Origin of the sequence: Candidatus Merdisoma sp. JLR.KK011, assembly GCF_036941125.1 — a bacterium.
GTDB lineage: Bacteria > Bacillota > Clostridia > Lachnospirales > Lachnospiraceae > Laedolimicola.
The window spans coordinates 1,103,700-1,127,958 of sequence record NZ_JAYWSZ010000003.1 but is presented as its reverse complement, the minus strand read 5'-3'; the positions used below and the strand labels follow the sequence as shown (position 1 = coordinate 1,127,958).

Below are 24,259 nucleotides of genomic sequence, written 5' to 3'. Positions count from 1 at the left end.
CGCTTAAACAATTCTTAGTGTACGGATTCATAATACCACTCATTTGTGCTTGAAAAGGCAGAACTTACACTGATTTTTATGCTGTCTAAAACGAAGAAAGTTTTTACAACTCCTCCTACCGTGCTTTGTAGTATACCTTCTTGGGAATTATTATATCGCACAAAGTAGAGGTTCGGAAAACTTTCATTACTATTTGTGCCGCCAACTGAAAGGCGGCGGAATGGAGATTTTTATGAAAATATACATGAAACAAAACAAGGTATTACTTCTTTTCACTATTTTAACAAGCATAATTGCTTCCCTAGGGTATGTATTTATGGCTGTACTCTTACAGAAATTATTAGACATAGCTGTGGAAAAGAATATGCAACAATTTATTCCAATGGTTTTGTTCTCCATTTTTTATTTTGTTATGCTGGGAATTTTTCTATATCTTCAATCCTTGCTTAGCAAAAGGATTACTTGCAAAATCATTAAGCAAATTCGAACTGATGTATTTAAAGGGATAGTTAGTCAAAGTATGGGAGATTTCGGAAAAAGGAATACTGCCGATTATCTATCCATTATTACAAATGACGTAAAAATGATAGAAGATAACTTTTTACTCCCATTCTTTGAAGTAGTTCAATATACTGTTATTTTTATTTCTTCCTTTGTATTGATGATTTATTTTGATGTTATTGTAACTATCGTTGTATTTGTTGCAATTACTTTGATGTTTCTTGTTCCAAGTCTATTAGGTAAAGAGTTGGAAAAAAGGCAAAATACACTTTCTTCACAATTAGCAGATTTTACAACCAAATTAAAAGATATTTTATCTGGATTTGAAATTATTAAATCTTATTCGATGAAACAATATGTAATACAAAAATTCGATAAAGAAAATAGTGATACAATCCATACTAAATATAGTGTTGACAAATTATTTGCATTGAATGAGGGCTTATCTTCCTTTCTTGCACTCATGGTTCAAATAGTTGTTCTGTTTCTATCTGCCTATTTTATCATTACAGAGCGTATAACTGTGGGAACTCTGTTGGGTATGGTACAAGTAAGCAGTAATCTAGCTAATCCGTTGATTATGATATTTACGAATATACCAAAAATCAAAAGCATACAACCGATTATAGAAAAGCTTACAGTATTATCCAAATATGAATTGAATGAAGTACCAAAAAAGCAGTCAGCTACATTTAACAGCGTTGTTTCCATCAGCAATTTATCTTTTGCTTATGAGAAACAAAACAGAGTTTTAGACAAGATAAATCTTCATATTGAAAAAGGAAAAAAATATGTAATCGTAGGAAAAAGTGGTTGTGGGAAAACAACCTTAGTGAAACTCTTGGCTGGATATTACACCGAATATAGCGGAAAAATCCTTTATGACAATACCGACTTAAATATGATGAATGAAAATGATATTGTTCAACTATCTTCTATCATTCACCAAAATATCTATATGTTTAATGAGAGTGTCTACGATAATATTTGCCTACATGAAGACTATTCCAAAGAGTCCATAGATAAGGCTGTAAAAGCCAGTGGTTTAAATGACGTTATCGAAAAACTTCCAGAGGGGTTACTCTATGAAGCAGGAGAAAACGGCTCTAATCTTTCAGGAGGACAAAAGCAAAGGATTGCAGTAGCACGTGCTTTAATAAGAAACAAACCCATTCTGATATTAGATGAGGGTACTTCTGCTATTGATATGCAGACAGCCTATGACATTGAAAATCATTTGTTAAAGATAGAGGGCTTGACAATCATTACCATTACTCATAATTTGAAAAAAGAACTGTTAGAATTATACGATAATATTATTTATATGGAAAATGGAGAGATTATTGAACGAGGTACTTTTGAAGAACTTACAAGCGTACCGTCACGCTTTTTAAAATACCTTACAATAAAAAAAGAATAATGTAATAATGTGTTGCCCGTACAAACTATATGTTTTGTTCGGGCTTTTTTCATAGCACCACTCTTTTCTATATATCCTCTAAAACGGTATAAACGGTATTTAATATTTTCCGTTTATATATTTAGGCTTTTGCGGAAAGGGGGTGAGATTATGGGAACATCTTCTTTTGAGAAAGCTGTTTGTTTACAGTTTAATGCTTTGATGATGATTTTGATAAAAGGTACATTATCAAGCCACAGAAGACAAATTGCAAGACGTTCTAGGCATGAAATTTTGTTTTGTGAATTGTCTGAAATGAAACGTGTTGAACATGGCATAAACGATGAATATTTTTTTGATTTTACATCATTTCAAGTTTTGAATTTTACAATTCGTGTATCTAATGAAGAGCTGGGTATAGCTTTACAAGAATTGACAGAAAAACAGCGTACTGCTATCTTGTTACATTTCTTTCAAGGCATGAATGACAGAGAAATTTCAGAATTGTATCATGTATCACGTTCTGCTATTAACAGCAGACGGGATAGAGGACTAAAGAAATTACAGAAGTTATTAAACGAAAGGAAATAGAACAAATGAAAAAAAATTATGGTTATCCCTCTTATAACCTCATTTGCAAAGCGACCAGCGGAGATGAAAAGGCAATCAGAGAAATATTAGATTTTTATAACGCTTATATCTCCAAAGTATGCTTACGACCATGCTATCACGCAAATGGTGCTCTACTTATGCAAGTTGATGAAGAATTAAAAGGAGAAATCCATGCGGAAATGATGAAAGCTATCTTGAAGTTTGAAATCAGAGTAAAGTAGTCATTTAGCATGAACAAAGGGAGATACACAGCTTTCATGTGCTATCTCCCTTATCAGTTTTATTGTCATATCAAGGCTCATTCAATCGTGGTAAATTCGTGGTAAAATGAATGTTTTTGCAATTATGAAATTGCTTATAAGTATAGTGTTTATGCGGATAATTCAAAAACTTATATAAAAATTAATATAAATAATTTATTAATTCATCCATTAGAATTCTTCCTCAAAATCATAATTATCAAAATAAAGTTTTACGTACCGGCAATTTCTCAAGCTTATGCTTTATAATTTCTGCCGCTGCAATTCTCTCTAATTCATCTGGCTCCCATGCTCGCTGTTCCAAATCTTTGAACATATCCCAAAAACCATTCGGTTCTCCAAAGCGCCAGTCTTCCCACGTTTTAAGTTCATTGTAAATGAAATTTAAAGCGTCTTCAATTCGTTTTTTGTCCCGTGTCAGCCCACAAATCAATACGAAATCTTCATATTCCTTATATCCTGATTTAAAAGGTGTCTTAAAAAAACGTTTATAGCCATCAATGGCTTCATCTATACTTATATCTCCGGCCAAAGGTATATATGCCTTTTTTTCAAAATTTTGCGCCTCTTGTATATATACATTGTTATGTTCCTGAGGTGAAATTGTTCTTCCTCCGAAATCTAATGTCATCGTTAAAGCTCCCTGTCTATAAGTATATTCTCTACACAAATTATGCACTATGTATGTTGATACCTTTAGTGCCGCAAGCGGGGATTTTACCAAAGCTGCGGCGATATTTCTCCCCTTACTACCTGCAACACCACGCAAAGCAAAAATGACGGTGATTTGCGGAAATTTCCCTCTATTCCTTACAAAACCGCACAAGCCGGAATAGGCGGGAATTTTGAGAAATTTCTTTTTATCCCCCTTTGCACGGCATAATACTGGCGATTTCTGAAAATGCCAAAAAAAGGCGCAAAAAAACAGGAAACCTTTTTTGATTTCCTGTCTTGGTGTGCCGTTTTATGTAGCGATAATTATTCAGTTTTTCGGTATGGCTGTTCATCAAAACGGAACTTGAATAGGGCGGCAACAAGCCGAGATTTTATGCTGTCCTCGGTATCCCTATCAATATGCCCGTTTTCAATGGCGGCGATTCGGATACACTTGCTGTAATGTCGTAAAACCTCGTCCACGGCTTCCGGCTCGCCACTGGTCGCCCGGACAATCGTTTCATAGGACAAAAGGTTCGGATTCCCCATGTGAAAACACCTCCATTTTCCTTTGCAGGAGTTTTAACGTCCTGCGGATTAGATACCCGGTCGTACTCCGGCAGCGTCCGTACATTTTCCCGATTTCCTGTTGTGTATAATTCCCGAAAAAGTAAAGGAAAATGATTTCCCGGTTTCTTTCCAGCAGGGATAACAGGGCGGCGGCAAGTTCCCCATTGGTAAGGATAACTGTCTGACCGCATATCGTAATGGGGTATTCTTCATAAGGTGCTTCAAAATATTCGTCTGTTGTGCCTAAAGGGTAAAACTTTTCTTCTGTGAGGTATTCAAGGGATATTTCTTTTTGCCGCCGTCTGCTTCTGTCACGCCATGCGTTGATAGCCGCAAAGCGTATGACGGTCTTGCAATAGCCATTGAAAGTATACATGATGTGTTCTCTGTATGCTTCTGCATAAGGCATATACGATTCCCCCTTTCTCCCACATAGGGCGGTGCATGGTTTATGGATACATTTTTATAATTTAGAGGGGCGGCAACACTTTTTGTTATCGTCCCTCTAAATAGCGATAATAATACTTGATGCTGTTATCAATAGCAGAATAAAACAATATTCATATTTCTGTTGACTTTCCCCTATTAGAATTTTGTTTTTAGCATTCTTTGATATATAAAACATCTGATAATCTGCTGGTATACTTACATTTATTCAAATCACAAGCAATCACTTCATCATTGGAAATGTTTTCAATAGTTACTGAATAAAATCCTCCGGGTTTATTAAATCCTAATCCCAAAAGCAAATTATTTTGTTTCAATCTCACATCACATCTTTTCCCTACAAGGTAATTGCCAATATCCTTAATGGATTCTTTGCTTGGAATAGGTGGTAGCTTCATTTGCTTTTTCTTATCAACAAAATCAGAAATGGTGCTAACAGAATATCCGTCTATAAATCCCAGCTTACCCTTGTCATTCATAATAATTAAATATGACTTCTGAATTGATACAAGAGCAACGCAGTGCAAACCGTTAAACTCTCGGTCTTTCAAAAAAATCCGCACCCATTTTCCAACATAAGATTCATAAGACGATATTTCCCTTTGTACGCTACAATCTTCTGCTGTTGCAGTTTTATCTCGCATAAGATAGTCTAAATCAACATCTAATATTTCGCAAAGTATCAATAACTTTTCCGTTTCGGGGTATCCTAAACCTGTTTCCCATTTTGAAACGGACTGTCTTGTTACATTGCACTTTTCAGCCAACTCTTCCTGCGACAATCCCTTTGATTTTCGCAAACTCTGTAATTTATCAGCAAACACCATTTGTATGCCCTCCTTATTTTTGATGGTTTTATTTTAACCTATACTCTTTATTATACCACCAATTTTGTCGTGCTTTTTCGCAACTTGAAGTTGCGATACCACTTTTACTCTATGTAATGCTTTTCTATACAGAAAATATTTAATCTCTTACGGGGTTAATTCTTCGTATCTTACTATGGAGAGGTCTATTTATGTACATCAATTCAATCTTTCAAAAAAGAAATGCCATATATTTTGAGTGAATGAAAGAATGAGAGGGATTCCGTAGCAGTCGGCATTCGTGGGAATGTGTATAACTGGCTGTCTTATGGAATTGTGGGTAACTCTGTTTGCAGGACGTGGGAAAGCTGCACTTTAGCTTTTCCATGTGCTGTGAATAGAGTTATCCATGATTCCATAGCCTGTTATGCACATTTCCATGATGCTTGTCTTTTGGTCTTTGGTTTCTTTGGTTCGGAATAGTGTGGTGCTGGCGGTCTATCTCTTGTTTTCGGTTGCTTGCTTCTTTACCGTACATGAGCATTAATTTTTGTAATGAAAGACATTACATAAATATCCAGCACATCTTTCATTCTTCTACACACATTTTCACTTGAAATTGCATATATTTTATCTGACAGCATTTTGGACAAACTGGCACCTGTGATTTTCTCTCCCATTTCATTGACGATTTTGAAACCTGCAGATTTTCGTTCGCCATATGTCCTATTAATCTGAACGTCTAAAGATGAATCTATTTTTTGTACTGCATTACGCAATGCCCTTTCCATTTCCTCCATCGTTGGAAGTTCTCCAACCCAGTCACCATCAATATCTCTGGTCATTCTCTCTACTTTTGACGGGTTATTTTCTCTGATTACAAGATTTAGAACCATTGCCCCTTTAAAGACAATCGGTGTACCTGCGTTTGACAGTTCTTCCATTACTCTGTACAAAAATTCCATCAAGTCCACACGCATCACCTACTCTTCATAATACTCTAACGCCCAATCCCGATACTTCTCAAATCTTTCCTGTAAATGCCCCGGCAGGAGGGCAGGAAAAGTTACTACCATGTTTACAGCATGGATTGCAGCCCCGGCATTGAAAACCATGCCATGTTCCTGGTGCAGTCCCCGGAAGATTTGATTATCCAGGAGATTGACGAAGCCGCTGAAGAACTTCTGTTGGAACGTCTGGCGGAGGCCATCTCCCAGCTCTCCCCCACCCAGGCGCGGCGGCTCCATGCCCGGTATGCCTTGAAGAAAAAGTTTCGGGAGATTGCGGCGGACGAGGGTATCAGTGGGAGCTGTGCCTGTGACATCGTGACCGGCGCACTCAAAAAATTGCAGAAGATTTTCGCCAAAAATGGCTGGCTGGAAAAGGAGGATTGATAGCCGTGGACAAGCCCCAGGAGGTTGAGAAGAAAATCGGCCAGTTGCAGAACCAGCAAAAGATTTTGCTGAACCGAAAGCGCAGCGAGGAACACCGGGCCAGGACGCACCGGCTTATCGGACGCGGGGCCATTTTGGAGGCTGTTTTCCCCACCGTTGTCAACATGGAGGGCGAGGAAGTCAAAGCGTTCCTGATTGCTCTCTCCCGCCTGCCAGGAGCGCAGAAGTTGGCGGAAAAAGCGTCCAAAAACGAGGTTGCGGAGTAATCCTCAGTCCGAATGGTGCACTTATACACCGTCCCCGTGTCGTGCACCCTGCCGGGGGCTGTTGCGTCCTTCGGATGCGATGGGGGCGCTGCCGCCTATCGGAGCGGTGAAAAGCTGGTGAACGAGTGGAACAGCATGACCCACGATTACACAAGAAAGCTGTCGTTCAGAGCCGCATCCGCTCCCTCGTAATAAGTCCGAGCAGTTCGTTACCTCCATGCAGACATACCGCCTAACTTCCCCGGTCAAATCCCATACTGACATTCACCTCCTTCCAAATTACCCCCGGCAGGGGCGCATGGGTTTTTGCGCCTCTGCGGAATAAGGTGTAAAGATTATATCCTCATGTCCAGTCCTTTTACCTCGCCCGATACCATTGACGTGATGCTCTCATCCGCAAAAATTTCATCCGATACGTTAATGACCCTTTTCCAATCTGTCCTGCCTGTTATCCTCATGCCTTCTATGCCATAAGAATTTTTCCTGCGCCCGGAGAGCAGGTCTGCTATTGCTTTTTCATTTCCCTTGCTTACATTCCCCTGTTTCCCTGCAAACGGAAAACTTTTATTTGATAAGAACTGCCAGATTCCCTGATTGTTATGAGCATAGCTTCCCCACGGGCAGTTCTTTTTACTTTTTATATCGGCAGAATTTTAGCGCAGTCAGCCGCGAGGGAACGAAACCCTATTTGAAAGGGAAGGAAATCTTTTTCTCTCCTAAAAAAATCCCAAAACAGGTCTAAAGTTTTTCGCCATTCATCGGTTTTCTGAATAGGAAAAAGGGCCTGCCTGCGTGAATGGCAGACCGCCGCATATGGAATAAAACCATAGCGGCGGTCATCTTTAGTACAGTTACGGCATTCTTCATAAATACCTATTTTCACATACGCTGCTGATTATGTGCCGAGTTTCCCGCATAGGGAAACAGCGGGTCAGCCAGCCGGAAACAAAAACTCTCCCTGTCTACCAGCCCCACCACTTTTTCACTGTCATACAGTTCAAGCAGGAATCCGGCCACCTGCCTGCTTGTGTGATATGTCCCGAAAGATTTATCATAGTCGTATTCACTGACATTATTTGCCACCATGCCGAATTCCGTCTTTGTCGCCGCAGGCGCCAGCACTTTTGCTTTCATTTTCGCCCCTGTCTCTTTCAGTTCCCACGCCAGCCCCTCCGTGAAAGTGCTGACATAAAACTTCGCCGCACAGTATGTCACAGCCGTAGGCACAATGGTATAGCCTCCGCAAGAAGATACATTGATAAGCTGTGTCCTCTCTACATCCTTATAGTCACGGACAAATAAGGAGGACAGTATTGTCAGCGCCTCTATATTCAGATGCAGCATTGCCCCGATTTTTCCCAAGTCCTGATCTGCCACGCTGCCATAATTTCCAAAACCTGCATTATTCACCCACGTCTCTATCACATAATCTTTCAGCCCCTCATAAAACTGGTACGCATTTTCCGGAACGGATAAATCCGTACTTCGGATAACAACATCCAAATCCGGGCATTCCTCCAATATCTCCTTTTTCAGCATCTTAAGATTATCCGTGCGCCTCGCTGCTATGACCAGATTTTTCCCCCGCCTTGCAAATGCCTTTGCCGTTTCATACCCAATGCCAGAGCTTGCCCCGGTGATGACTGTATATTTTCCTTTTTCCTGAACCATTTGATAATCCTCCTTCGATTTGGTATAATCCAACCATACAATGTAGAGTGAACTCTATGTCAAGAGGATTGGAGTGATTTTTCATGGAATATTCTATCGGGGAATTTTCAAAGCTGACGGGGCTTGGCATCCATACCCTGCGCTACTATGAACAGGAAGGGCTGATTGCCCCGGAGCGTAATTCCGGCAACCGCCGCTGCTATTCCGATAAAGACCTCACATGGATTGCATTTATCAAACGCCTGAAAGATACGGGGATGCCAATCAAGGAAATCAGGCACTATGCCGAACTCCGCGCCGCAGGTGATCCCACCCTTTCTGACAGGATGGAAATGCTGGTACAGCACCGGCAGGCGCTCAATGAGCAGATTGCACGGCTGCAGGAGCATAAGATAAAACTGGACGAAAAAATTGAGTTTTACAGAAATGAGATTAAGCGAACACAGAATAATGTTTCTTCCTGAGTATTACTCTGCCGGAAAAGACAACCGTTCCTTTTCTGGCTTTATCCTTTATTCCATCTCCCTGAACGTACCGGCCATTCCCCCGACAAGGCTCCACTGGCACTGCATATAGGGTTTCAGATTTTCCGTGCTTTGCCTGTAAGCCTCCCGGACTGTTTCCGGGCCATAAAATTATGCTTTCTGCCATAGAAGCATACTGTCCTGAAATTCAGCCGACAATTTCCCGGTATCTTTCAGCCATGAAAGGTAAGACCGCACCGTGCTGCCAACCAACACATACTGCTCAAAGTTCATGGCAAGACCATATCCTTTGAACACCTCCTGCAGAATTCTCTCAAAGCACATTAGTTCTTCACAAATAGATAAAATTCTTTCTGACACTTCATGCACCTTATCCCTGTTATAACGGACAAGTTCCTTCACATCCACAGAGGCATCCGCATGGGCGGGGACGAACATGACCGCCTCCATCTGTTCCACCATATCCAGCGTTTCCAGATAAGCGCCCACGTCATAAATGAAGGAAACCGTATACTTATCCAGCGTTTCCCTGCTGCTGATGCAGTCCGCAAGGAACACTACATTGTCTGGCATACGGAACCCCGCCATGTCAAAGAAATGCCCCGGCAGCGGTATCACTTCAATCTCCTTCGGAAAACTTTCATCTGAGAAAACCGCCACATCACTCTCCTGCGCCATCAGGAACTTATGCCGCAAATCCTTACACGGATAACCGCCGTAAAGGAAGGACGGCTCCAGTACCGGGTATTTCGTAAAAGCCGCCTCTATGCCGCCAGTATACACCTTACATCCCGTCTGCCCCTGCAGGTACTTATTCCCGCCGATATGGTCTGCGTTGGAATGGGTGTTCAGGATCGCCGCCAGATGCCACCCGTTCTTATCCAGTATCTGCCTAACTTTCCTCCCCGCATCCTTATCATTCCCACTGTCAACCAGATAGACATTCTCCCCGTCCGCCACATAGACGCCTATCTTCGCCGGGCAGTTTATGTAATAGCATTTCTCACTGACCTGAACCAATTCATACATTTTTCGTCTCCTCCTTTAATTGTTCGGATAAAATATCACGTTATAGGCGGCACAGGCTTTCTCGGAAGCATTATGGTATCCGTGGGAAACATCCGCCCGGAAGCGTATTGACTGCTTTTCCTGCAGCAGCACTTTCTTCCCGCCAATCACCATTTTCAACGTCCCCTGCACCAGAAAAACATATTCTTCCACGCCTGTTACATGAGGTAGCGATTCATGGCGCACCCCTGCATCAAACTCAATATAGAACACCTCCACATTCCGCACTGGATCAAAGGGAAACAGTGGGTAAGCCCGCATCCCTCCGTTTTCCTCCGTGATCACATTTTCCCCATCAAGCCCGGCGACCATGTATTCCGCTTCTTCCTGTTTGCAGAAAAAGGACAATGGAATTTTCAGCCCTGTTGAAATTTTCCATAATATGTTGATGGTGGGTGAGGACTGCCCACGCTCGATCTGCCCTAACATGGGCTTGCTGACGCCAGTAAGTTCCGCAACATCATCCAGCGTGAGCTGCCTTGTATTCCGGATTTCTTTCAGCCGCTCGCCTATCTTTAATGAAACCTGCTCCATGATTCCTCCTTGTATATGTTTTATTGAACAAAATATATTATAACATATCAAAGAACAAAATGAAAGAGGCATTGAACAGTCCTTGCTCTCCCACTAATATTTTTCAATTTCTGTATAAGATGTAAGAGTCAGTGAGCTGCTCAACATCCGCTTATGTGATGTTGCAATGGAATCAAAATATCCCAATATTTTCATAACAGGCAAAGGCAACAAAGAGAGAACCATACAATTGACAGCTAAGGCGGCTGGACACCTTAAGGAGTATATGCGTGTATATCACAGCAATTCTTCTAAAGAAGCCTACTTATTTTCCACAACGATAAAAGGTGTGGCAGACAGGATGTCCGTTGGAAATGTCCAGAGGATTATAAAAAAATATGCAGCCCTGGTAAGCGAGGCAGGGATCAGCATTCCAGATTCAGTCCATTGCCACATGTTCCGGCGGACCAGGGCCACAAATCTTTACCAGGATGGGATCGCCATTGGACTTGTCTCTACAGTGTTAGGACATGCCAGGACTGATACAACCAAAAACTACTATGCAAAGCAGTCTGTTGAACAGCTTCGGGGAGCAATGGAATCTGTTCCAACACCCATACCTGATGAAGCGGCAATGTGGGAGGGCAGTGAAGATGAAATGGCAAGGATTTGTGGATTGCGCTAACGAATAATGCTCATCTTTTAGTAGTAAAGTGCCTTATTTCTCAGCATTCTTTAAAATGATTAACATTTTGGAATGCTGAGTATAAGGCTTCCACCTCTTTGGTGTTCCTGTCCTTTGCGGGCGCAAGGATATCCTTATTGATCTCCTTATCATGCAGCATGAAATGGGCGGTTTCATGCACCATCGTCTTTAAAGTCTGGCTCTCGCTCATGCCCTCCTGCACTGCAATCCGTTTTTCTGTGGGGCTGAAGAAACCTTTTGAATCTCCGGGTATATCCTCAAAGCTGATTGGAACCGGGGCAACATAGGTGACTGCCTTAACAAAGTCCTCATACCCCTCCACTGTGGACAGAAGCTCTCTTGCCTCCAGTTCCGGGATTGGCTCTCCTGATGTTTGCTTGACATCAAAGACGGATACCGCACGGAAAGCGGGGATTTTAATCTCCACTTCCTCCGTCTGCGGCATCCCGAAAATAAAAAAAGTACATGGTATTGATTTTTTCTCTACCATGCACCTGAAGTTACTTTTTTAACAAAAATTTTTCGTTACAACAGTTTTAATAACTGTATCAGCTCATGCGGCTCCCCTTTGGAGGAATCTGTCAGTCTTGTATCGAACTGCTGAAAACCGTTCTCACGATAGAAAGACAAAAGCCTTTCCTCATCCGCTGCCTCCAAAAAGATAACCATGCCGCACGCTAAATACTGCAGCTGCTGTATCTGCCGTATTGCAAGCCCTAACAATTCTTTACCTGAAATGCGTTCATTTGCGTCATTATTATAATTTTTCCCAAGCTGTGCGATCAGATACGCCGCAAGATTATAAGTCTGATCCTGTTCATTCAATGTGCTTACTCTTGACAGTTTCCTTTTTACGGTATTACTGAATGGTTTTGCGTTTATGGTAATCGGTTTGATTGTGAGTGCAAAATATCCCACCAGCTCTGCATCTTCTGTTGAAAATACCAGATATGTAACCGATTGTTGTTTTTTTGCAAACTCTACAGACTGTTTCTTTATGAATCTTTCAACATCCGGGTTTATCTTACATGAAAACTCGGAAAGAACCTGAAGCAGCGTGTCCTCTCCGAGTCCATGACTTCCATCGCCCAAATACTCACGAATGTTGAAAACTGTATATTTACTTGTTTCCTGCATTCGCTTTCTTCCTTTTCTCCATAAATTTCGCTATATCTTTCGGGTCAGTTAAAAAAGTAGCGCTGACATTGACAGGAGGCGTAGGGTTATTAGCAGATGCTTCAATCGCATCAGCAAACATCTCCACCTGCTTCTGGCCTGATATAACAAAATTCTTTGTAATGCTTGAAGTTGCCATAAAAAACACCTCCTTTATCAGTATGGCTCTTTTTACATTCCGCATACCATCCCATCTACATTGTACGGTTTTATCATCGCTTTTGCAACAGCATATTTAGCAGGGCATTTAAGGCGGATAAGCGTTCCAGCTTCTCCGCAAGTTCCGCTTCCTGTGCGAATGGCTTTGTAACCTCCACTTTTGCGGTTTCAAGCTGGCGCTCCACTGTTTCCAGTTTCGTCTGCGTTTCAGCAAGCTGTTTCGGCATGGATTCCAGTGCGTGGTTGATACGGGCAATATTGCCAAGAGGGTCAGAGCCGATCTCAAGGTTATGGGAAAGCTGCCCTTTCAAATTCATCACAAATCTGCCGGAAGGTTTGCCTTCGCTGTCTGAATGTCAGCCTCCATGCCGCTGATCCTCTCTTTCAGAGTGGCTGTAGCCGGAAGAAACAGCAAAAATCTTACAGGCTGCAGCACGCAACTCATACCGGCTTGATAAATGCCTCTATGAGCCGCTTACCATCTCAATCGCTTCCTCATTTAACTGTATCAGTTCCTTCAAAAGAGAACTCAAGGCGATTGATAAGGCAATCCTTCAAACAGTTCAGGGACTAAACCCTGACGAGTACACTGTACTGAATTCCATTCCCGGAATCGGTAAGGTTTATTCAGCCGGTATCCTGGCCGAAATGGGTTCCATTAAGGCTTTTCCTAATGCCAATGCCCTCGCAAAATACTGTGGTATCGTTTGGAACGATAATGACTCCGGCGACTTCGTAGCCGAAGACAAACACATGAGCAAAGCTGGCAACAGATATCTGCGCTACTACATCATAGAAGCTGCCGGAAGTGTTATAAAGCACTGTCCTGAATACAAAGCCTTCTATGACAAGAAATATGCTGAGACAAGAAACCATCAGCATAAACGAGCACTCGCGTTGACTTCCCGTAAATTTATACGTCTGCTCTTCGGTCTGCTGGACAAGGGCCAACTCTACTCTCCGGAAAAGAGTAGGTAATCCATACCACATATCAAACTTACGTTCTTGCCAGGTCGTAGGTCTATTAAGGTTACCCTTTTCCAAGAAAATCTTTTTCATTTTCCTCTTGACATATTACCAAATTGCTTTTTTTGAAAGGTTCGTATATATATAATAACGCTCCATTCCGCTCAAATGATCAAAACTTCATTAAATTTTTCAGATCTGCATCATGGAAATGTGCATAACTGGCTATGGAATCCATCTTTTTATCCATTTCTTTTATAACTACATTCTTTTACAGGTCTATCCCTGCTCTCTCTGCGAAATCAGCTTTTCGCCCGATAAGTATCGATTGTTTTTCTTCCGGCAGGCTCTCAAATGCACCCTTGTACCCCTTTTCCAATAAAGGAGTGCCTTTCGCCATAAGATATAGCTTCATATCAAGCCATTCCTGCCACAATCCTTCAAACAATGCCCTGCTGTCCGTATAAGTTTCATCTTCCTCAAAACCATGCGTCGGCATATAGTATTTCAGCATCACAAAACCGTATCTGCCGACATCAACAACTACAATATCCGCCATTTCGTACAGCTCCGAAAACGCTTCAGCCACTTTTTTGCATTTTGCCCGTTCTTCCTCTGTGATATAAATTTTCTTTTCCATATTGCTTTACCTTGTTTCTTCTAAGATTTTACCATGTTTACTTTATGAGGGCTATCTACATACACCAGATTTTTATCTTGCTTATTCTTCCCATTTTTCACTTTACTCACAATTCACACCTGTTACCGCTGTTGTAAAAAATGCCATTTTGCTACCTCTTTCTTTCCTTAAATTTGATTTTTTGATAAAGAAAGAGCTTTGATATGTAAATTCCCTGCCCTTTGTGATAAAATTCCGCTTCTGTCATTGGAACTAGGCAGAAAAGAAACGGAAGATACACCCTCTATATGATTGTTTTCAATCTTATTGATGATAAAAAAACTTCCCCTGTTTCAACCCCGTCAAAATCTTCTCTTATCCATATTTTATGAAGATAATCGTCAAATTCTCTCTCTGGCTTCTTTTAAAAGAAACAGACCAAAACCGAAGCAGGAAAAACCTATCACAATAAAAGCTGTTCTAAGAGTTTTTTTCATTCGGTTCCTTCCACAACATTCACTTAAAGCAATAGCTTTTCCAAGTTCCTTCCTTTTGCTGCCCGTTTTTATGTCATATTATAAGGCTTTTTCCTAATTTTCACAATCTATTTATACAAAACACATTGCAAAAAGGGGAATTCTTATACATAATTTATAAAACGCCCATTCTGAATCTATTCCTTGGCACACATAAACGTACGTCCCCTATCAAATCTGTAATCCCTGTCTTTAGCTTTCCTAGAATCTCCCCAACAGTTGGAAGCTGCTGTAAAGATCCAGGGCGCCGTAGCCCCAGGAACGATTCGGATAAAGATCCTTCGGATTCCGTCTTGCTCCCCGGATCATAAGCTGTTTAACCTCCAGCGTTCCCATAGAAGGACGATTGTTCCGCACAATGCCCCATTCCATAAGAAGGGCCGAAGCGCCTGCCGCAATAGCGACTGCCGCACTGGTTCCTGTCAAACAGGCAATACGGTTTCCAGGTTCAAAGCCGCATACCTCCACACCAGGCGCTGCTATATCCGGTTTGATACGTCCTCTTCGGGTATAGCCCCGGCTGGAAGCAATATAGATACTGTCATTCTGCACTTGATAACCGGCTACTGTAATGGGCGTCTCCGCATTGGCCGGAGAAGTGAGCGTGATATCCGGATTGGAATAGGGAAATACCGTTCCCTCGGATATAAAACCCTTTACCGGAAGCCAGATATTATAGATCCCATGAATGATACTAGTTCCATACACACGCAGCTTCCAGATTCCCGGAGAAGGAGCAAACATACGAATTAAAATCAGCTCCTCGCCGCTGTTTGGGTCAAGGGCCTGGAAATCAATATACACGACTGTCCGCTCAAAGAGAAAGTTATACTGCTGCCCCACAAGGCTTGAGGATACTCTGGGGATCTCCTCGCCAGATGGAGAAATCATAGAAATCGCCAGAAGATCTGGTGTACTGCTCCATAGCTCCATCATCAGCCCGTATTCATTTTCCGCCACGCGCAGCTCTACCTCTTCAAAGGGTTTGCCATCCTTTAAATTTCCATAGAAATGATGTCCCTGGTTGGCCTCATTGCCTCCCGCTACCACCACACAGCGCCCGGAACGCGCCCCTACTGCATTTAAAGCAGCAGACAAGGGCGTAGTTCCCTCGTGGCCGCCCCGGTTGCTGCCAAGAGCGATGCAGATGACCAGGGGCTTTTTTTCCCGGAAGGCCAGATCATTTAGATAGCGGACTCCCATCATAATGTCATTTTCCTGGTAAGCTTGTGCCTCCGGGCGGACCATATAGTACCGCATCAAACGCCTTTTGGCAGGCTTTAGCTTGACTACCGCCAGATCTGCCATGGGTGCGGCTCCTGTCCAGCCTCGAGCGTTGTCCGTGCTTCCTGCCGCAATGCTGGCAAGCTGCGTGCCGTGTCCGGATTCATCTTTACTGGGCACGATGGAAAAAGGATCCTCACTTTTCAACGCCTGGTTGATTTCCTCCTGGCTGTAAACACTTCCGTAGCCGATTCCCTCCGGAAGCCGGCTGCTCTGGTCCGTCTGATCCCAGATCTCCAGGATCCGGGTTGTGCCGTCCATCTTCTTAAAGCAGTCGTTGGTATAATCGATTCCGGTATCAATAATCCCGATAATCACACCCTCTCCCTTAAGCCGAAGCACAGAATGCTCCAGAAGCTCCATAATCCCGCTTTTCTCCAGATTTTCATTTTCCAGAAGCGTATAGAGAATGGGAAACACCTCATAGCTGTAGGGAATACGATTCTGCTCCAGTATCCGCGACTCCACATAAAAGACAGCGTAGAAATCATTGAGAACCTGTACACAATACTGAGGGTACAGACGCTCAAGCTCTCTCACGTTGTAATCAGACTTCCATATAAAGTCAACATATTCATCCGACATAATCTTTTCTCTGCAATTCTCTGCCATAGCCTGCCCTCATTCCGCCGTTGTCCGCAGTACGCAGACAACAGTCTCATTTTATTCCTTTTACTTTATTCAAAAGAACAGTTGTCTTATGAATGTATAGCAGGAAATGTGAGAAAACAGGATTGTTATGCTAAATTTTATAGGCCGGAGGCTTAAAAATGTGACGGGGGTAGTTTTTATATTTCAACCCAAGGCGGCCTAAATCTAAAAAAGGGAAAATGCCGGTTTATGTCGAGAGCAACCGGATTATGTTGTAATAGTTGAAATATAAAGACAGCTTTGATAATATGGACTAAACATTAGGAGTACGGAACAGGGGGGTAATGTAGAGATTGGGTATGATGGAAGCCTTGAGAAGTGGGGAAAAGAGAGATGAAACGAAGAAAAAATCGACATATAAAAGAGGATGAAACATTGCAAATTAAAATGGAAAAAGGTTCTAAAATGGAAAAGGGCTTAATTAAAAAATATAAAACAATATTGCCGGCCGAATTATTAGAAATTTGGGAAAATTATGGACAGGGCGATTTGCTTGATGGATATTTAAGGGTAATTAACCCAGAAGAATATCAAGAATTGCTTAATGAAACATATTTTCGAGGTAAATTTTCTGTTCCAATAATGACTACAGCTTTTGGCGATATTATTACATTAGAAAAAGGTGAATATATAGGGATAGTGAAGTATAAAAATGGAAACTTTATTATAGCCGTAAATGGCTTTGATCTTTTTATTCAAAATCTCATGGATGACTATTATCTGGGAAAGTATTTCCAGATTCCCCAATATGAAGAAGCAGTAAAAAGACTAGGAAAATTAGAACATGACGAATGTTATGGCTATGTACCGTTATTGGGATTGGGAGGAAGTGAAAAGGTTGAAAATTTGAGTAAAGTGAATATTAGAGAGCATATTGAAATAATAACACAATTGACAGGGAAAATAGGTATGTAAAAGAGTTACAAGATTTACTAGGGAGTTAACGCATAGATGTATAGGGTAGTGCAGAAATTTCAAGCAGGAAATAAATATTGTGTCTCTTTACAAGGCGACGCAATGCTGCTAAAGAATGGCCTTCGTTTAAAAGATGAAATGGGAAATGTTTTTACTATTGAGTCTATAGGTGTGGTTCATTATAAAAATATAAAAGATTGTGAGAGGTATGTAGAAGTATTTTTAAAAGGGAATATTATGAATATAGGGAAACATTTGCGTCTAGTTAATTAAGAATTAACAGATGTTCCCCAAATAGCACTTGAAGAATTTAAGTCATATACTGCAAGTTTAGAAGATGAAAAAAATAGATATTAAGGTTTCTGTAACACAATAGAAGTGAGGCTATATTTTTGATGGAAAAATTGCAATTAATCAATAGAATTAAAAGTATATTAAATGATAGTAATTGCAAACTAGAAAAGGATTCTGATGGGAGCATATTGTTGTATCAAGGAGTTTACCCTGAAGATTGTATTTCATTAATCCATGAACCGCAAAATGATAGATATATTATATATGAAATACATAGAGATAGGAAAAAAGTAATAGCAGAGGTAAAAGATGCAGAAGCAGCTATTTATACAGTGATTGCTTATAAAAGCAAGTATGATGATCCAACCAATAATAGAAACGTTATAAGGATTAGAGATTATATGGAGCTTGGAGAGGAGAAGAAAGCGTGGGCTATTATTGAAGAATGTTTCGAAGAATCATTGTATTCAATAGGACATGAAGAACATTTAAAAGTATCTCTTATAAAAGAAGAAGATAAAGTAAGTGTAAAATTTGAAGGTGAATATCTTGTTCAGGATGTAGCAATTAATAGGGGATATATTGTGTTATATAATTATTGTGAAAAATTGCATTTCATTTCTCTTTTCTATAATGAATTGCAGAGGAAAATAAATTGCGATATAAGCTTTGAAAAAATATCAAAGTTTTATATTTTAGGTCATTTATAAATGATTTTTGATGTAACGAGATGGATAATAAAAGTATTGATTTAAATAATGATACGCCAATACCAGAGGCACTCTATGCTGATCTGCATAAAGTCGGATTTTTTGATTATAAGAAAGTATTTAAGCGAAACCTTTAGGCTGACTTGTAATTTTTTAGGGGCAAGTTTTATGAGATATGAAGTAATTATAGAAGGTTATAATCCACTAATCGAAGAAGAAATTGATGTTAATGTTAATGGTACAAAGTTGAAATGCTTTATGCCATATGGAACGGATTTTTTTGTTGAAGAAGGCAGAAAATATTATTCGGAAATTGAGGGAATATTATTTGATGAATTAATTATAAATGAAATATATGCTCCTATACAAAAAATAGAAATACATGAAAGTAATTTTTCTCATAGAATATTTGGATATCTAGAGTTTGATAAAGGAGTAATTCATTCAAGTATTGATGTATATTTAGATATGGAATATTTATATGATTATGCATATTTAGATGGGAAATTTGTTGAAATAATTATTGCTCGATTTAATATAGAGTTTATATAGTAATATCCCCAAAAGCTATTGAATGAGCAGATCATTAAAAAGATGCTTGACAATGGAAATCCAATTTATAAATCAATAAAGGATATGAAGAATAATGTTAAGCCAATAAATATTGTCGGTCAGCTGAGTAAGAAGGAAGATTTTCCTATGAAAAGATATAGGCTAAGTATTCAGTGGTCAGAAAATATTTCTCTAATTACCCAAATTAAAGCGATAAAAAAGGTTTTTCCAATAGTAAAAGATAGAACGAATCAAGAGTTATTTGAAATAGCTAGACAATATAAAAAATGGCATTTGGATACACTTTATTTGGATAAAGATAAAGTAAAAGAATTTATACAGTTGGGAGAAAAATACAGCTTAGATATAATTATTGAGCAAGATGATTTAAAGGAGATATTTTGAAATAATATTTTTCATGAAGGATAACTTTAAGATATTGGGTTTTTGCAAACTGGGATATTTTCCTATTTATGCTTTAAAACAACTTGGATACAATGATGATTTCCAGAGGATGTAATAATGTACAGAGACTTAAATGATATAAACAATAAATATAATGATCATGATTTGGCAGTACTTGCTGCATGCAAAAAATTTGAAGAAATGTATCCAAAAGAAAGACAACCGGAATGGTTAAAATATTGCATGTCAATGCGAACCGTAAGAAATCAAAATAAAAATTGGGTAATTAAAATGATATTATTATCTAAGCCCGAATTGAAGCCGAATCAATTTTGGCAATGGGAAGATGACGGGGTTCCCATATTATTTCAAATTGATCCAGAAACAAAGAAAAAATCAGTAGTTATTTGTGGTGGTCCTTCAACAGATATAGAAGTTTTTTTGAAGTTGAAGTTGATCTTGCAAATGATGAGGTAATCGTATTAGTAGATGCTAATCCCAACAAATTGGATGGAACGAAATATGAAATAAATAGACGCTAGTGTAGGAGGGTGTTATGCTTAACTTAAAAATTAAAACAAAAGAGGAAATATTACATGAGGGGATTGAATTTACAGGTGATGTATGTTTTTCTGGTGAATATGGGGAAGAAGTATATGAAAAAGAGATGGAAGATGGAGGGCAGCCAATAACAGGTTTGCTTTATGAAAAAGATCAAGATGGGAATATTCTTTATTATTCTTACTACGTGGAGGGAGTAAAGGACGGTGATAGTATATGGTTTTACAAATCTGGAAAAGTAAAAGAAATGAGCGTTATGAAAGCGGGAACAAAATATGGGGAATCCATAAGTATGTATGAGAATGGAGATATTAAACGTGTAGAGCAATGTGAATATGGAATAGTGTTAGCTTATAAAGAATATGACACAAATGGAGATTTGATAAATGAAAAGAATGAACCTACAGATATGGAGAAAAAAATATTAGAGAAATTTCGAAATGTATATGAAAATAGGATAATTAATGAAAGAAAAAACATATGTTGAGTTAGATTTGGAAAATATGATAGAAATTCAAAATAAGCTAATAAGATAATGCCGCACGACAGCTTTTTTCTTTTGCCGTCGTGCGGCAGGCAGGTTTATTTTTTGAAATTTAATTCATGTTTTTTCAAAAACAAATGAATTTCCGTCATATAGTAATTTTAAGAAAATAGCATTGTTTAACTTACTCATAGTATATAACTTTTCGGGCGCAAATAGGTAAAATAAAGTTTTGATAACAAAGGCATGGGTTACTACCAGTATATTGCTATTATCATTCAATGGCGTATTATGAGCAATATCCACAAGCGCGTTTTTTAGACGATTTGAAATATCTGTAAAAGGCTCTGCCATACCTGTTGTATCGTGTTCATAAATTGCCATAGCGACATCTGGAAGCCGTTTATTTAATTCTGCAAATGACGTAATGCCCCCCAGCCAATCAGATACCGAGGCGATAAAAGTTGAATTGTATTCAGCTTCCATAGAACCTAAACACCATTCACGCAGACGCACATCTTTTTGTGGAATAATATCATTATTTCCACTTGCTGATAAAATCAATTTTGCTGTTTGCACGGCTCTTAACATGTCGCTTGTGTATGCTGCACTAAAAACAATATCTTTGAGTTTAATTCCTAATTCTTCTGAAGTCCTTTTCCCATTATCGGTAAGCGGTGAATCACTCCAGCCTTGCGCTCTATTTAGGCTATTCAGTAAAGTTTCACCATGCCGGGCTATATAAAAAGAAATCATAACTTTGTTCTCCTATGGCATAACTAAATTTATTTGTGTGTCTGCATGTATTCTGCTTTAATTATATCGATCGTTTTACCACCAATACCAAAATTTTTATCAGATATTTCTTTGATTGTGGTTACAAAAAATTCTTGTGGAACTTTTATACTATGAAATGCACTTCAAGTCAATATAAGATTGTACCAAGTCGCTAGCGCGACGGCTAGCCCTAAGTACATTTAGTTTCAATTTTCTGCCATAAAATATAGCAGTTTTTAAATTTATGATGTATTGTTAAGTTACCACACCAAACAACTTCATAACTTTAAAAACTGCTATACTTAGTTTATCATGGTTTTTTAATCTCAACAACTACATATTCTTCTTTTTTATCCGTCCGCCTCCCCACTTTTGATATGTAACCGCTGTTTTATTACATTTCAAAGGAGATTTTATCATGGACAATTATTTAGATTCTTTCAGGGAAATGATTTCCCTCCGCGGTCTTGCTGAGCATACCCTTACTAACTACTGCACCTATATCCGTGCCTATCTGGATTACCTTTCCCGCTTTCTCCTTAAAGCTCCCGAAGATGTTTCCTGGAATGAATTGCGTGATTATATCCGCTGGCTCCAGAAATCCAGAAACCTTTCTGACAGGACTATCAACTGTGCCATCTCACAGCTCCGCTTTTTTACCATCTATGTCCTCCACAAAACATGGGACGATACCCAGCTACCCTTCCGCAGGTTCGATGAATATCTTCCCTATGTCCCCTCCAGACAGGATACCTGGACTTTCATTTCCACTATGCCTGATTTGAAGCAGAAGACCATGACCGCTTTGATGTATTCCTCCGGCCTCCGCATCGGCGAGGTATGCTCCCTGCGTTATGAAGATGTTGACAGAAAGAATCTCAGGCTACATATCACTCATGGCAAGAACCGGCATGACCGCTATGCCATCCTTTCAACAGCCGCTCTTGACCTGCTTACCCAGTACTGGTTTCAATACGGAAAACCCCGGGGATATCTTTTCCCCAAGCAGAACGGACAGGACAGGCCCATTGACACCTTTTTCCTTTCCAGACATATCCATGCCCATGAGGACCGCCTCGGATGGGAACGCAGACTCACCTGTCATTCTTTCCGGCATGCCTTCGGCACCCATCTGTATGAGGATGGCGTTGACCTGCTTACCATTAAAGCTCTGCTGGGACATAAATCTTTAAGCTCCACCGCCATTTATGTCCATCTGGCCTCCAATGGCACCGGCTCCGCCGTCAGCCCTTTTGACCGCATGGCAGGTGTTTCTCATGGGTGAATTTAAGATCCGGCAGGTATTTGAAGCTTCTTATCAGGCTTATTCCGCAAAAGCGCCTTATCTGTCGGATGTACAGCGTAAAGCGGCACATTCCATCCTGAAATGTAAATCCCCTTCCCTCGGGTGTAACGTAAGCCGCTGTGACTGCTGCGGACATATGGTATTCCACAATAATTCCTGCCGTAACCGCAGCTGCCCTGACTGTCAGGCTGTCTTAAAAGAAATCTGGGTGGACAAGCGCAGGGCCGAGGTTATCGATTCCCCCTATTTCCATGTGGTATTTACTCTTCCACATGAACTGGGGCCGCTCTTTTACCACAACCAAAAGCTTCTTTACGGACTCTTCCACAGATGCTGCGCCCAGACCCTTCTCGAATTAGCTTCAAGCAGGAAATATCTCGGGGCTGTGCCCGGCATCATACAGGTCCTCCATACCTGGAACCAGGAGCTTTCCTACCATGTCCATATGCACTGTATTGTTTCCGGAGGCGGTCTTACAAAGGACCATAAGATACGCCTCTCTTCCAATAACTTTTTTATTCCGGTCAGGGTTCTGAGGGATAAATTCAAGGGAAAGTTTATGGCCTGCCTCAGCCTGCTTTACAAAGACGGCTCCCTTGTTTTTCCTTCCTCCTGCTCCGCTCTTAAAAATCCCTGCTCTTTCAGGGAGTGGAAGGATTCCCTTTATGCAAAGGACTGGTGCCCTTACATAAAAGAAACATTCAACGGATTCGGCAATGCAATTGAATATCTTGGGCGTTACACCCACAGAATTGCTGTTTCAAACAGCAGGCTCCTTTCCGTTTCACGGGATTCGGTCTCTTTTTCTGCCAGAGGTTTAAAACCCGGCGGCCCAAAACGCACCATTACACTGGACAACATTGAATTCATCCGCCGCTATCTGATGCACGTCCTGCCTTCCGGTTTTCAGAAAATCCGGTACTATGGTTTCCTGAACAACCGCATGAAGACACACAACCTGACGGTTATTTTTAAACTTCAGGGCGGACAGCGTTTCCGGCAGCGTTATGCCGGTATGGCCATGGCAGAACTGCTCAAAGCGGTCTGGGGTTTTGATATCCGCATCTGCCCGGAGTGCGGCTGTGCTTCCATGAAGCAGCTTGGAAGAATGTATGCGGCTTCCGGATAAAACAGCGTTTTTTCATACTGTTTTTCAAGACCTCCCGGCGGAAGGTCTGTGAAGCATGCCCTTAAATACGAATACCGCATAACAAAGACCTGTCTTCACAGCTTTTTTCATAGGATTCTCCTGTTTAAGGGAGCTGGAAAAGATACTATCCCCATATACATACCGGCTGCACGTCCGCGAATTGGTACAATTGGAAAGAATCACATTCCGAGCAGTTTTATCTTTTGTATAAAGCTGTTCTCTTTTTCTGCTCTGAATCTGATACTTTCCTTAAGAATTATAGCACATTCCGAAAACATAAACCATAAATTACCACAATATGATTTCAAGACTTTTTTATATACCAAGGCCGGCATGTCATAGGACAATCCGGCGGAAGAATA

The 24,259-nt window shown here is 40.4% G+C and carries 34 protein-coding genes; 18 read left to right on the top strand and 16 right to left on the bottom strand.

What is annotated here, in order from left to right; translation table 11 throughout:
* Positions 1-232: 232 nt before the first annotated feature.
* From VV089_RS06335 to VV089_RS06325, 3 genes are all read left to right on the top strand, one after another.
* On the top strand, positions 233-1,921 hold the full coding sequence (locus tag VV089_RS06335; RefSeq protein ID WP_016229956.1) for an ABC transporter ATP-binding protein: 1,689 nt from the start codon (positions 233-235) through the stop codon (positions 1,919-1,921).
* A 150-nt stretch (positions 1,922-2,071) separates the two neighbouring features.
* A complete protein-coding gene (locus VV089_RS06330; RefSeq protein ID WP_016300188.1) occupies positions 2,072-2,491 on the top strand; it encodes an RNA polymerase sigma factor in 420 nt (139 codons plus the stop codon).
* A gap of 5 nt (positions 2,492-2,496) precedes the next feature.
* Positions 2,497-2,733: a helix-turn-helix domain-containing protein gene (locus VV089_RS06325; protein ID WP_016220388.1), complete on the top strand. Its 237-nt coding sequence runs from the start codon at positions 2,497-2,499 to the stop codon at positions 2,731-2,733.
* Between the two features lie 238 nt (positions 2,734-2,971).
* Here the strand turns inward: VV089_RS06325 and VV089_RS06320 are convergent, their stop codons facing one another.
* From VV089_RS06320 to VV089_RS06300, 5 genes are all read right to left on the bottom strand, one after another.
* Complete coding sequence (locus VV089_RS06320) at positions 2,972-3,403, bottom strand: hypothetical protein (RefSeq protein ID WP_334335313.1); 432 nt, start codon at positions 3,401-3,403, stop codon at positions 2,972-2,974.
* Between the two features lie 347 nt (positions 3,404-3,750).
* On the bottom strand, positions 3,751-3,975 hold the full coding sequence (locus tag VV089_RS06315) for a helix-turn-helix domain-containing protein (RefSeq protein ID WP_334335312.1): 225 nt from the start codon (positions 3,973-3,975) through the stop codon (positions 3,751-3,753).
* The gene (locus VV089_RS06310; RefSeq protein WP_334335311.1) at positions 3,947-4,405 is read right to left on the bottom strand and encodes an RNA polymerase sigma factor; all 459 of its coding nucleotides are present in this window, start codon (positions 4,403-4,405) and stop codon (positions 3,947-3,949) included. The genes VV089_RS06315 and VV089_RS06310 overlap by 29 nt, the downstream gene beginning before the upstream one ends.
* A 190-nt stretch (positions 4,406-4,595) precedes the next feature.
* Entirely contained in the window at positions 4,596-5,270 is a 675-nt protein-coding gene (locus VV089_RS06305; protein ID WP_016288531.1) for a helix-turn-helix domain-containing protein, read from the bottom strand.
* A 506-nt stretch (positions 5,271-5,776) separates the two neighbouring features.
* Positions 5,777-6,223, bottom strand: coding sequence for a nucleotidyl transferase AbiEii/AbiGii toxin family protein (locus VV089_RS06300; protein ID WP_334335310.1), 447 nt, complete (start codon positions 6,221-6,223; stop codon positions 5,777-5,779).
* 111 nt (positions 6,224-6,334) lie between these two features.
* Between VV089_RS06300 and VV089_RS06295 the strand changes: the two genes are divergently transcribed.
* The 3 genes from VV089_RS06295 to VV089_RS06285 are packed head-to-tail and all read left to right on the top strand — an operon-like array spanning position 6,335 to position 7,101.
* Positions 6,335-6,643, top strand: coding sequence for a sigma-70 family RNA polymerase sigma factor (locus tag VV089_RS06295; protein WP_334335309.1), 309 nt, complete (start codon positions 6,335-6,337; stop codon positions 6,641-6,643).
* Between the two features lie 5 nt (positions 6,644-6,648).
* Positions 6,649-6,909, top strand: a complete 261-nt coding sequence (locus tag VV089_RS06290; RefSeq protein ID WP_442891487.1) for a DUF3847 domain-containing protein — start codon at positions 6,649-6,651, stop codon at positions 6,907-6,909.
* A gap of 12 nt (positions 6,910-6,921) precedes the next feature.
* On the top strand, positions 6,922-7,101 hold the full coding sequence (locus VV089_RS06285; RefSeq protein ID WP_172541529.1) for a hypothetical protein: 180 nt from the start codon (positions 6,922-6,924) through the stop codon (positions 7,099-7,101).
* Between the two features lie 445 nt (positions 7,102-7,546).
* Here the strand turns inward: VV089_RS06285 and VV089_RS06280 are convergent, their stop codons facing one another.
* Both VV089_RS06280 and VV089_RS06275 read right to left on the bottom strand, forming a co-directional pair.
* On the bottom strand, positions 7,547-7,792 hold the full coding sequence (locus tag VV089_RS06280; RefSeq protein ID WP_172541527.1) for a hypothetical protein: 246 nt from the start codon (positions 7,790-7,792) through the stop codon (positions 7,547-7,549).
* Entirely contained in the window at positions 7,789-8,580 is a 792-nt protein-coding gene (locus VV089_RS06275) for an SDR family NAD(P)-dependent oxidoreductase (RefSeq protein ID WP_334335308.1), read from the bottom strand. The genes VV089_RS06280 and VV089_RS06275 overlap by 4 nt, the downstream gene beginning before the upstream one ends.
* A gap of 83 nt (positions 8,581-8,663) precedes the next feature.
* Between VV089_RS06275 and VV089_RS06270 the strand changes: the two genes are divergently transcribed.
* Entirely contained in the window at positions 8,664-9,044 is a 381-nt protein-coding gene (locus VV089_RS06270) for a MerR family transcriptional regulator (protein WP_334335307.1), read from the top strand.
* 171 nt (positions 9,045-9,215) lie between these two features.
* On the opposite strand, the gene VV089_RS06265 is transcribed toward VV089_RS06270, so the two are convergent.
* The gene (locus VV089_RS06265; RefSeq protein ID WP_334335306.1) at positions 9,216-10,094 is read right to left on the bottom strand and encodes an MBL fold metallo-hydrolase; all 879 of its coding nucleotides are present in this window, start codon (positions 10,092-10,094) and stop codon (positions 9,216-9,218) included.
* Positions 10,095-10,109: 15 nt separating this feature from the next.
* Positions 10,110-10,667: a helix-turn-helix domain-containing protein gene (locus VV089_RS06260; protein WP_172541523.1), complete on the bottom strand. Its 558-nt coding sequence runs from the start codon at positions 10,665-10,667 to the stop codon at positions 10,110-10,112.
* A 136-nt stretch (positions 10,668-10,803) separates the two neighbouring features.
* Between VV089_RS06260 and VV089_RS06255 the strand changes: the two genes are divergently transcribed.
* A complete protein-coding gene (locus VV089_RS06255; RefSeq protein ID WP_334336219.1) occupies positions 10,804-11,331 on the top strand; it encodes a tyrosine-type recombinase/integrase in 528 nt (175 codons plus the stop codon).
* Between the two features lie 40 nt (positions 11,332-11,371).
* Here the strand turns inward: VV089_RS06255 and VV089_RS06250 are convergent, their stop codons facing one another.
* The 4 genes from VV089_RS06250 to VV089_RS06235 all read right to left on the bottom strand — a co-directional run bounded on the left by VV089_RS06250 (position 11,372) and on the right by VV089_RS06235 (position 13,004).
* Positions 11,372-11,779 (bottom strand): DUF6782 family putative metallopeptidase, encoded by a 408-nt coding sequence (locus VV089_RS06250; RefSeq protein ID WP_334335305.1) that lies wholly within the window; start codon positions 11,777-11,779, stop codon positions 11,372-11,374.
* A 98-nt stretch (positions 11,780-11,877) separates the two neighbouring features.
* Positions 11,878-12,489: a GNAT family acetyltransferase gene (locus tag VV089_RS06245; RefSeq protein ID WP_334335304.1), complete on the bottom strand. Its 612-nt coding sequence runs from the start codon at positions 12,487-12,489 to the stop codon at positions 11,878-11,880.
* Positions 12,473-12,667, bottom strand: a complete 195-nt coding sequence (locus VV089_RS06240; RefSeq protein WP_016225096.1) for a hypothetical protein — start codon at positions 12,665-12,667, stop codon at positions 12,473-12,475. The genes VV089_RS06245 and VV089_RS06240 overlap by 17 nt, the downstream gene beginning before the upstream one ends.
* Before the next feature lie 73 nt (positions 12,668-12,740).
* Positions 12,741-13,004, bottom strand: a complete 264-nt coding sequence (locus VV089_RS06235; protein ID WP_334335303.1) for a hypothetical protein — start codon at positions 13,002-13,004, stop codon at positions 12,741-12,743.
* Positions 13,005-13,335: 331 nt separating this feature from the next.
* Here VV089_RS06235 and VV089_RS06230 point away from each other — a divergent pair, with 331 nt between their 5' ends.
* Complete coding sequence (locus VV089_RS06230) at positions 13,336-13,665, top strand: transposase (RefSeq protein WP_334335302.1); 330 nt, start codon at positions 13,336-13,338, stop codon at positions 13,663-13,665.
* 259 nt (positions 13,666-13,924) lie between these two features.
* On the opposite strand, the gene VV089_RS06225 is transcribed toward VV089_RS06230, so the two are convergent.
* A complete protein-coding gene (locus tag VV089_RS06225) occupies positions 13,925-14,293 on the bottom strand; it encodes a hypothetical protein (protein ID WP_334335301.1) in 369 nt (122 codons plus the stop codon).
* Between the two features lie 716 nt (positions 14,294-15,009).
* Positions 15,010-16,704, bottom strand: a complete 1,695-nt coding sequence (locus VV089_RS06220; protein ID WP_334335300.1) for a S8 family peptidase — start codon at positions 16,702-16,704, stop codon at positions 15,010-15,012.
* Between the two features lie 372 nt (positions 16,705-17,076).
* Here VV089_RS06220 and VV089_RS06215 point away from each other — a divergent pair, with 372 nt between their 5' ends.
* The 7 genes from VV089_RS06215 (at position 17,077) to VV089_RS06185 (ending at position 20,667) form a co-directional block, all read left to right on the top strand.
* On the top strand, positions 17,077-17,658 hold the full coding sequence (locus VV089_RS06215) for a T6SS immunity protein Tdi1 domain-containing protein (protein WP_334335299.1): 582 nt from the start codon (positions 17,077-17,079) through the stop codon (positions 17,656-17,658).
* A 36-nt stretch (positions 17,659-17,694) separates the two neighbouring features.
* On the top strand, positions 17,695-17,931 hold the full coding sequence (locus VV089_RS06210) for a hypothetical protein (RefSeq protein ID WP_334335298.1): 237 nt from the start codon (positions 17,695-17,697) through the stop codon (positions 17,929-17,931).
* Between the two features lie 119 nt (positions 17,932-18,050).
* Positions 18,051-18,662 (top strand): hypothetical protein, encoded by a 612-nt coding sequence (locus VV089_RS06205; RefSeq protein ID WP_334335297.1) that lies wholly within the window; start codon positions 18,051-18,053, stop codon positions 18,660-18,662.
* Between the two features lie 168 nt (positions 18,663-18,830).
* Positions 18,831-19,214 (top strand): hypothetical protein, encoded by a 384-nt coding sequence (locus VV089_RS06200; protein ID WP_334335296.1) that lies wholly within the window; start codon positions 18,831-18,833, stop codon positions 19,212-19,214.
* A gap of 42 nt (positions 19,215-19,256) precedes the next feature.
* A complete protein-coding gene (locus VV089_RS06195; RefSeq protein WP_334335295.1) occupies positions 19,257-19,619 on the top strand; it encodes a hypothetical protein in 363 nt (120 codons plus the stop codon).
* 117 nt (positions 19,620-19,736) lie between these two features.
* Positions 19,737-20,096 carry a hypothetical protein gene (locus VV089_RS06190; protein WP_334335294.1) on the top strand — a complete coding sequence of 120 codons (360 nt, stop codon included), beginning with the start codon at positions 19,737-19,739 and terminating at the stop codon, positions 20,094-20,096.
* Positions 20,097-20,175: 79 nt separating this feature from the next.
* Positions 20,176-20,667: a toxin-antitoxin system YwqK family antitoxin gene (locus VV089_RS06185; RefSeq protein WP_334335293.1), complete on the top strand. Its 492-nt coding sequence runs from the start codon at positions 20,176-20,178 to the stop codon at positions 20,665-20,667.
* A 114-nt stretch (positions 20,668-20,781) separates the two neighbouring features.
* Here VV089_RS06185 and VV089_RS06180 read toward each other — a convergent pair whose 3' ends face one another.
* Positions 20,782-21,420 carry a histidine phosphatase family protein gene (locus tag VV089_RS06180; RefSeq protein ID WP_334335292.1) on the bottom strand — a complete coding sequence of 213 codons (639 nt, stop codon included), beginning with the start codon at positions 21,418-21,420 and terminating at the stop codon, positions 20,782-20,784.
* A gap of 439 nt (positions 21,421-21,859) precedes the next feature.
* Between VV089_RS06180 and VV089_RS06175 the strand changes: the two genes are divergently transcribed.
* Together VV089_RS06175 and VV089_RS06170 are read left to right on the top strand one after the other, a co-directional pair.
* Positions 21,860-22,726 (top strand): tyrosine-type recombinase/integrase, encoded by an 867-nt coding sequence (locus tag VV089_RS06175; protein WP_334335291.1) that lies wholly within the window; start codon positions 21,860-21,862, stop codon positions 22,724-22,726.
* Positions 22,719-23,876: an IS91 family transposase gene (locus VV089_RS06170; protein ID WP_334335290.1), complete on the top strand. Its 1,158-nt coding sequence runs from the start codon at positions 22,719-22,721 to the stop codon at positions 23,874-23,876. The genes VV089_RS06175 and VV089_RS06170 overlap by 8 nt, the downstream gene beginning before the upstream one ends.
* Positions 23,877-24,259 lie beyond the last annotated feature (383 nt).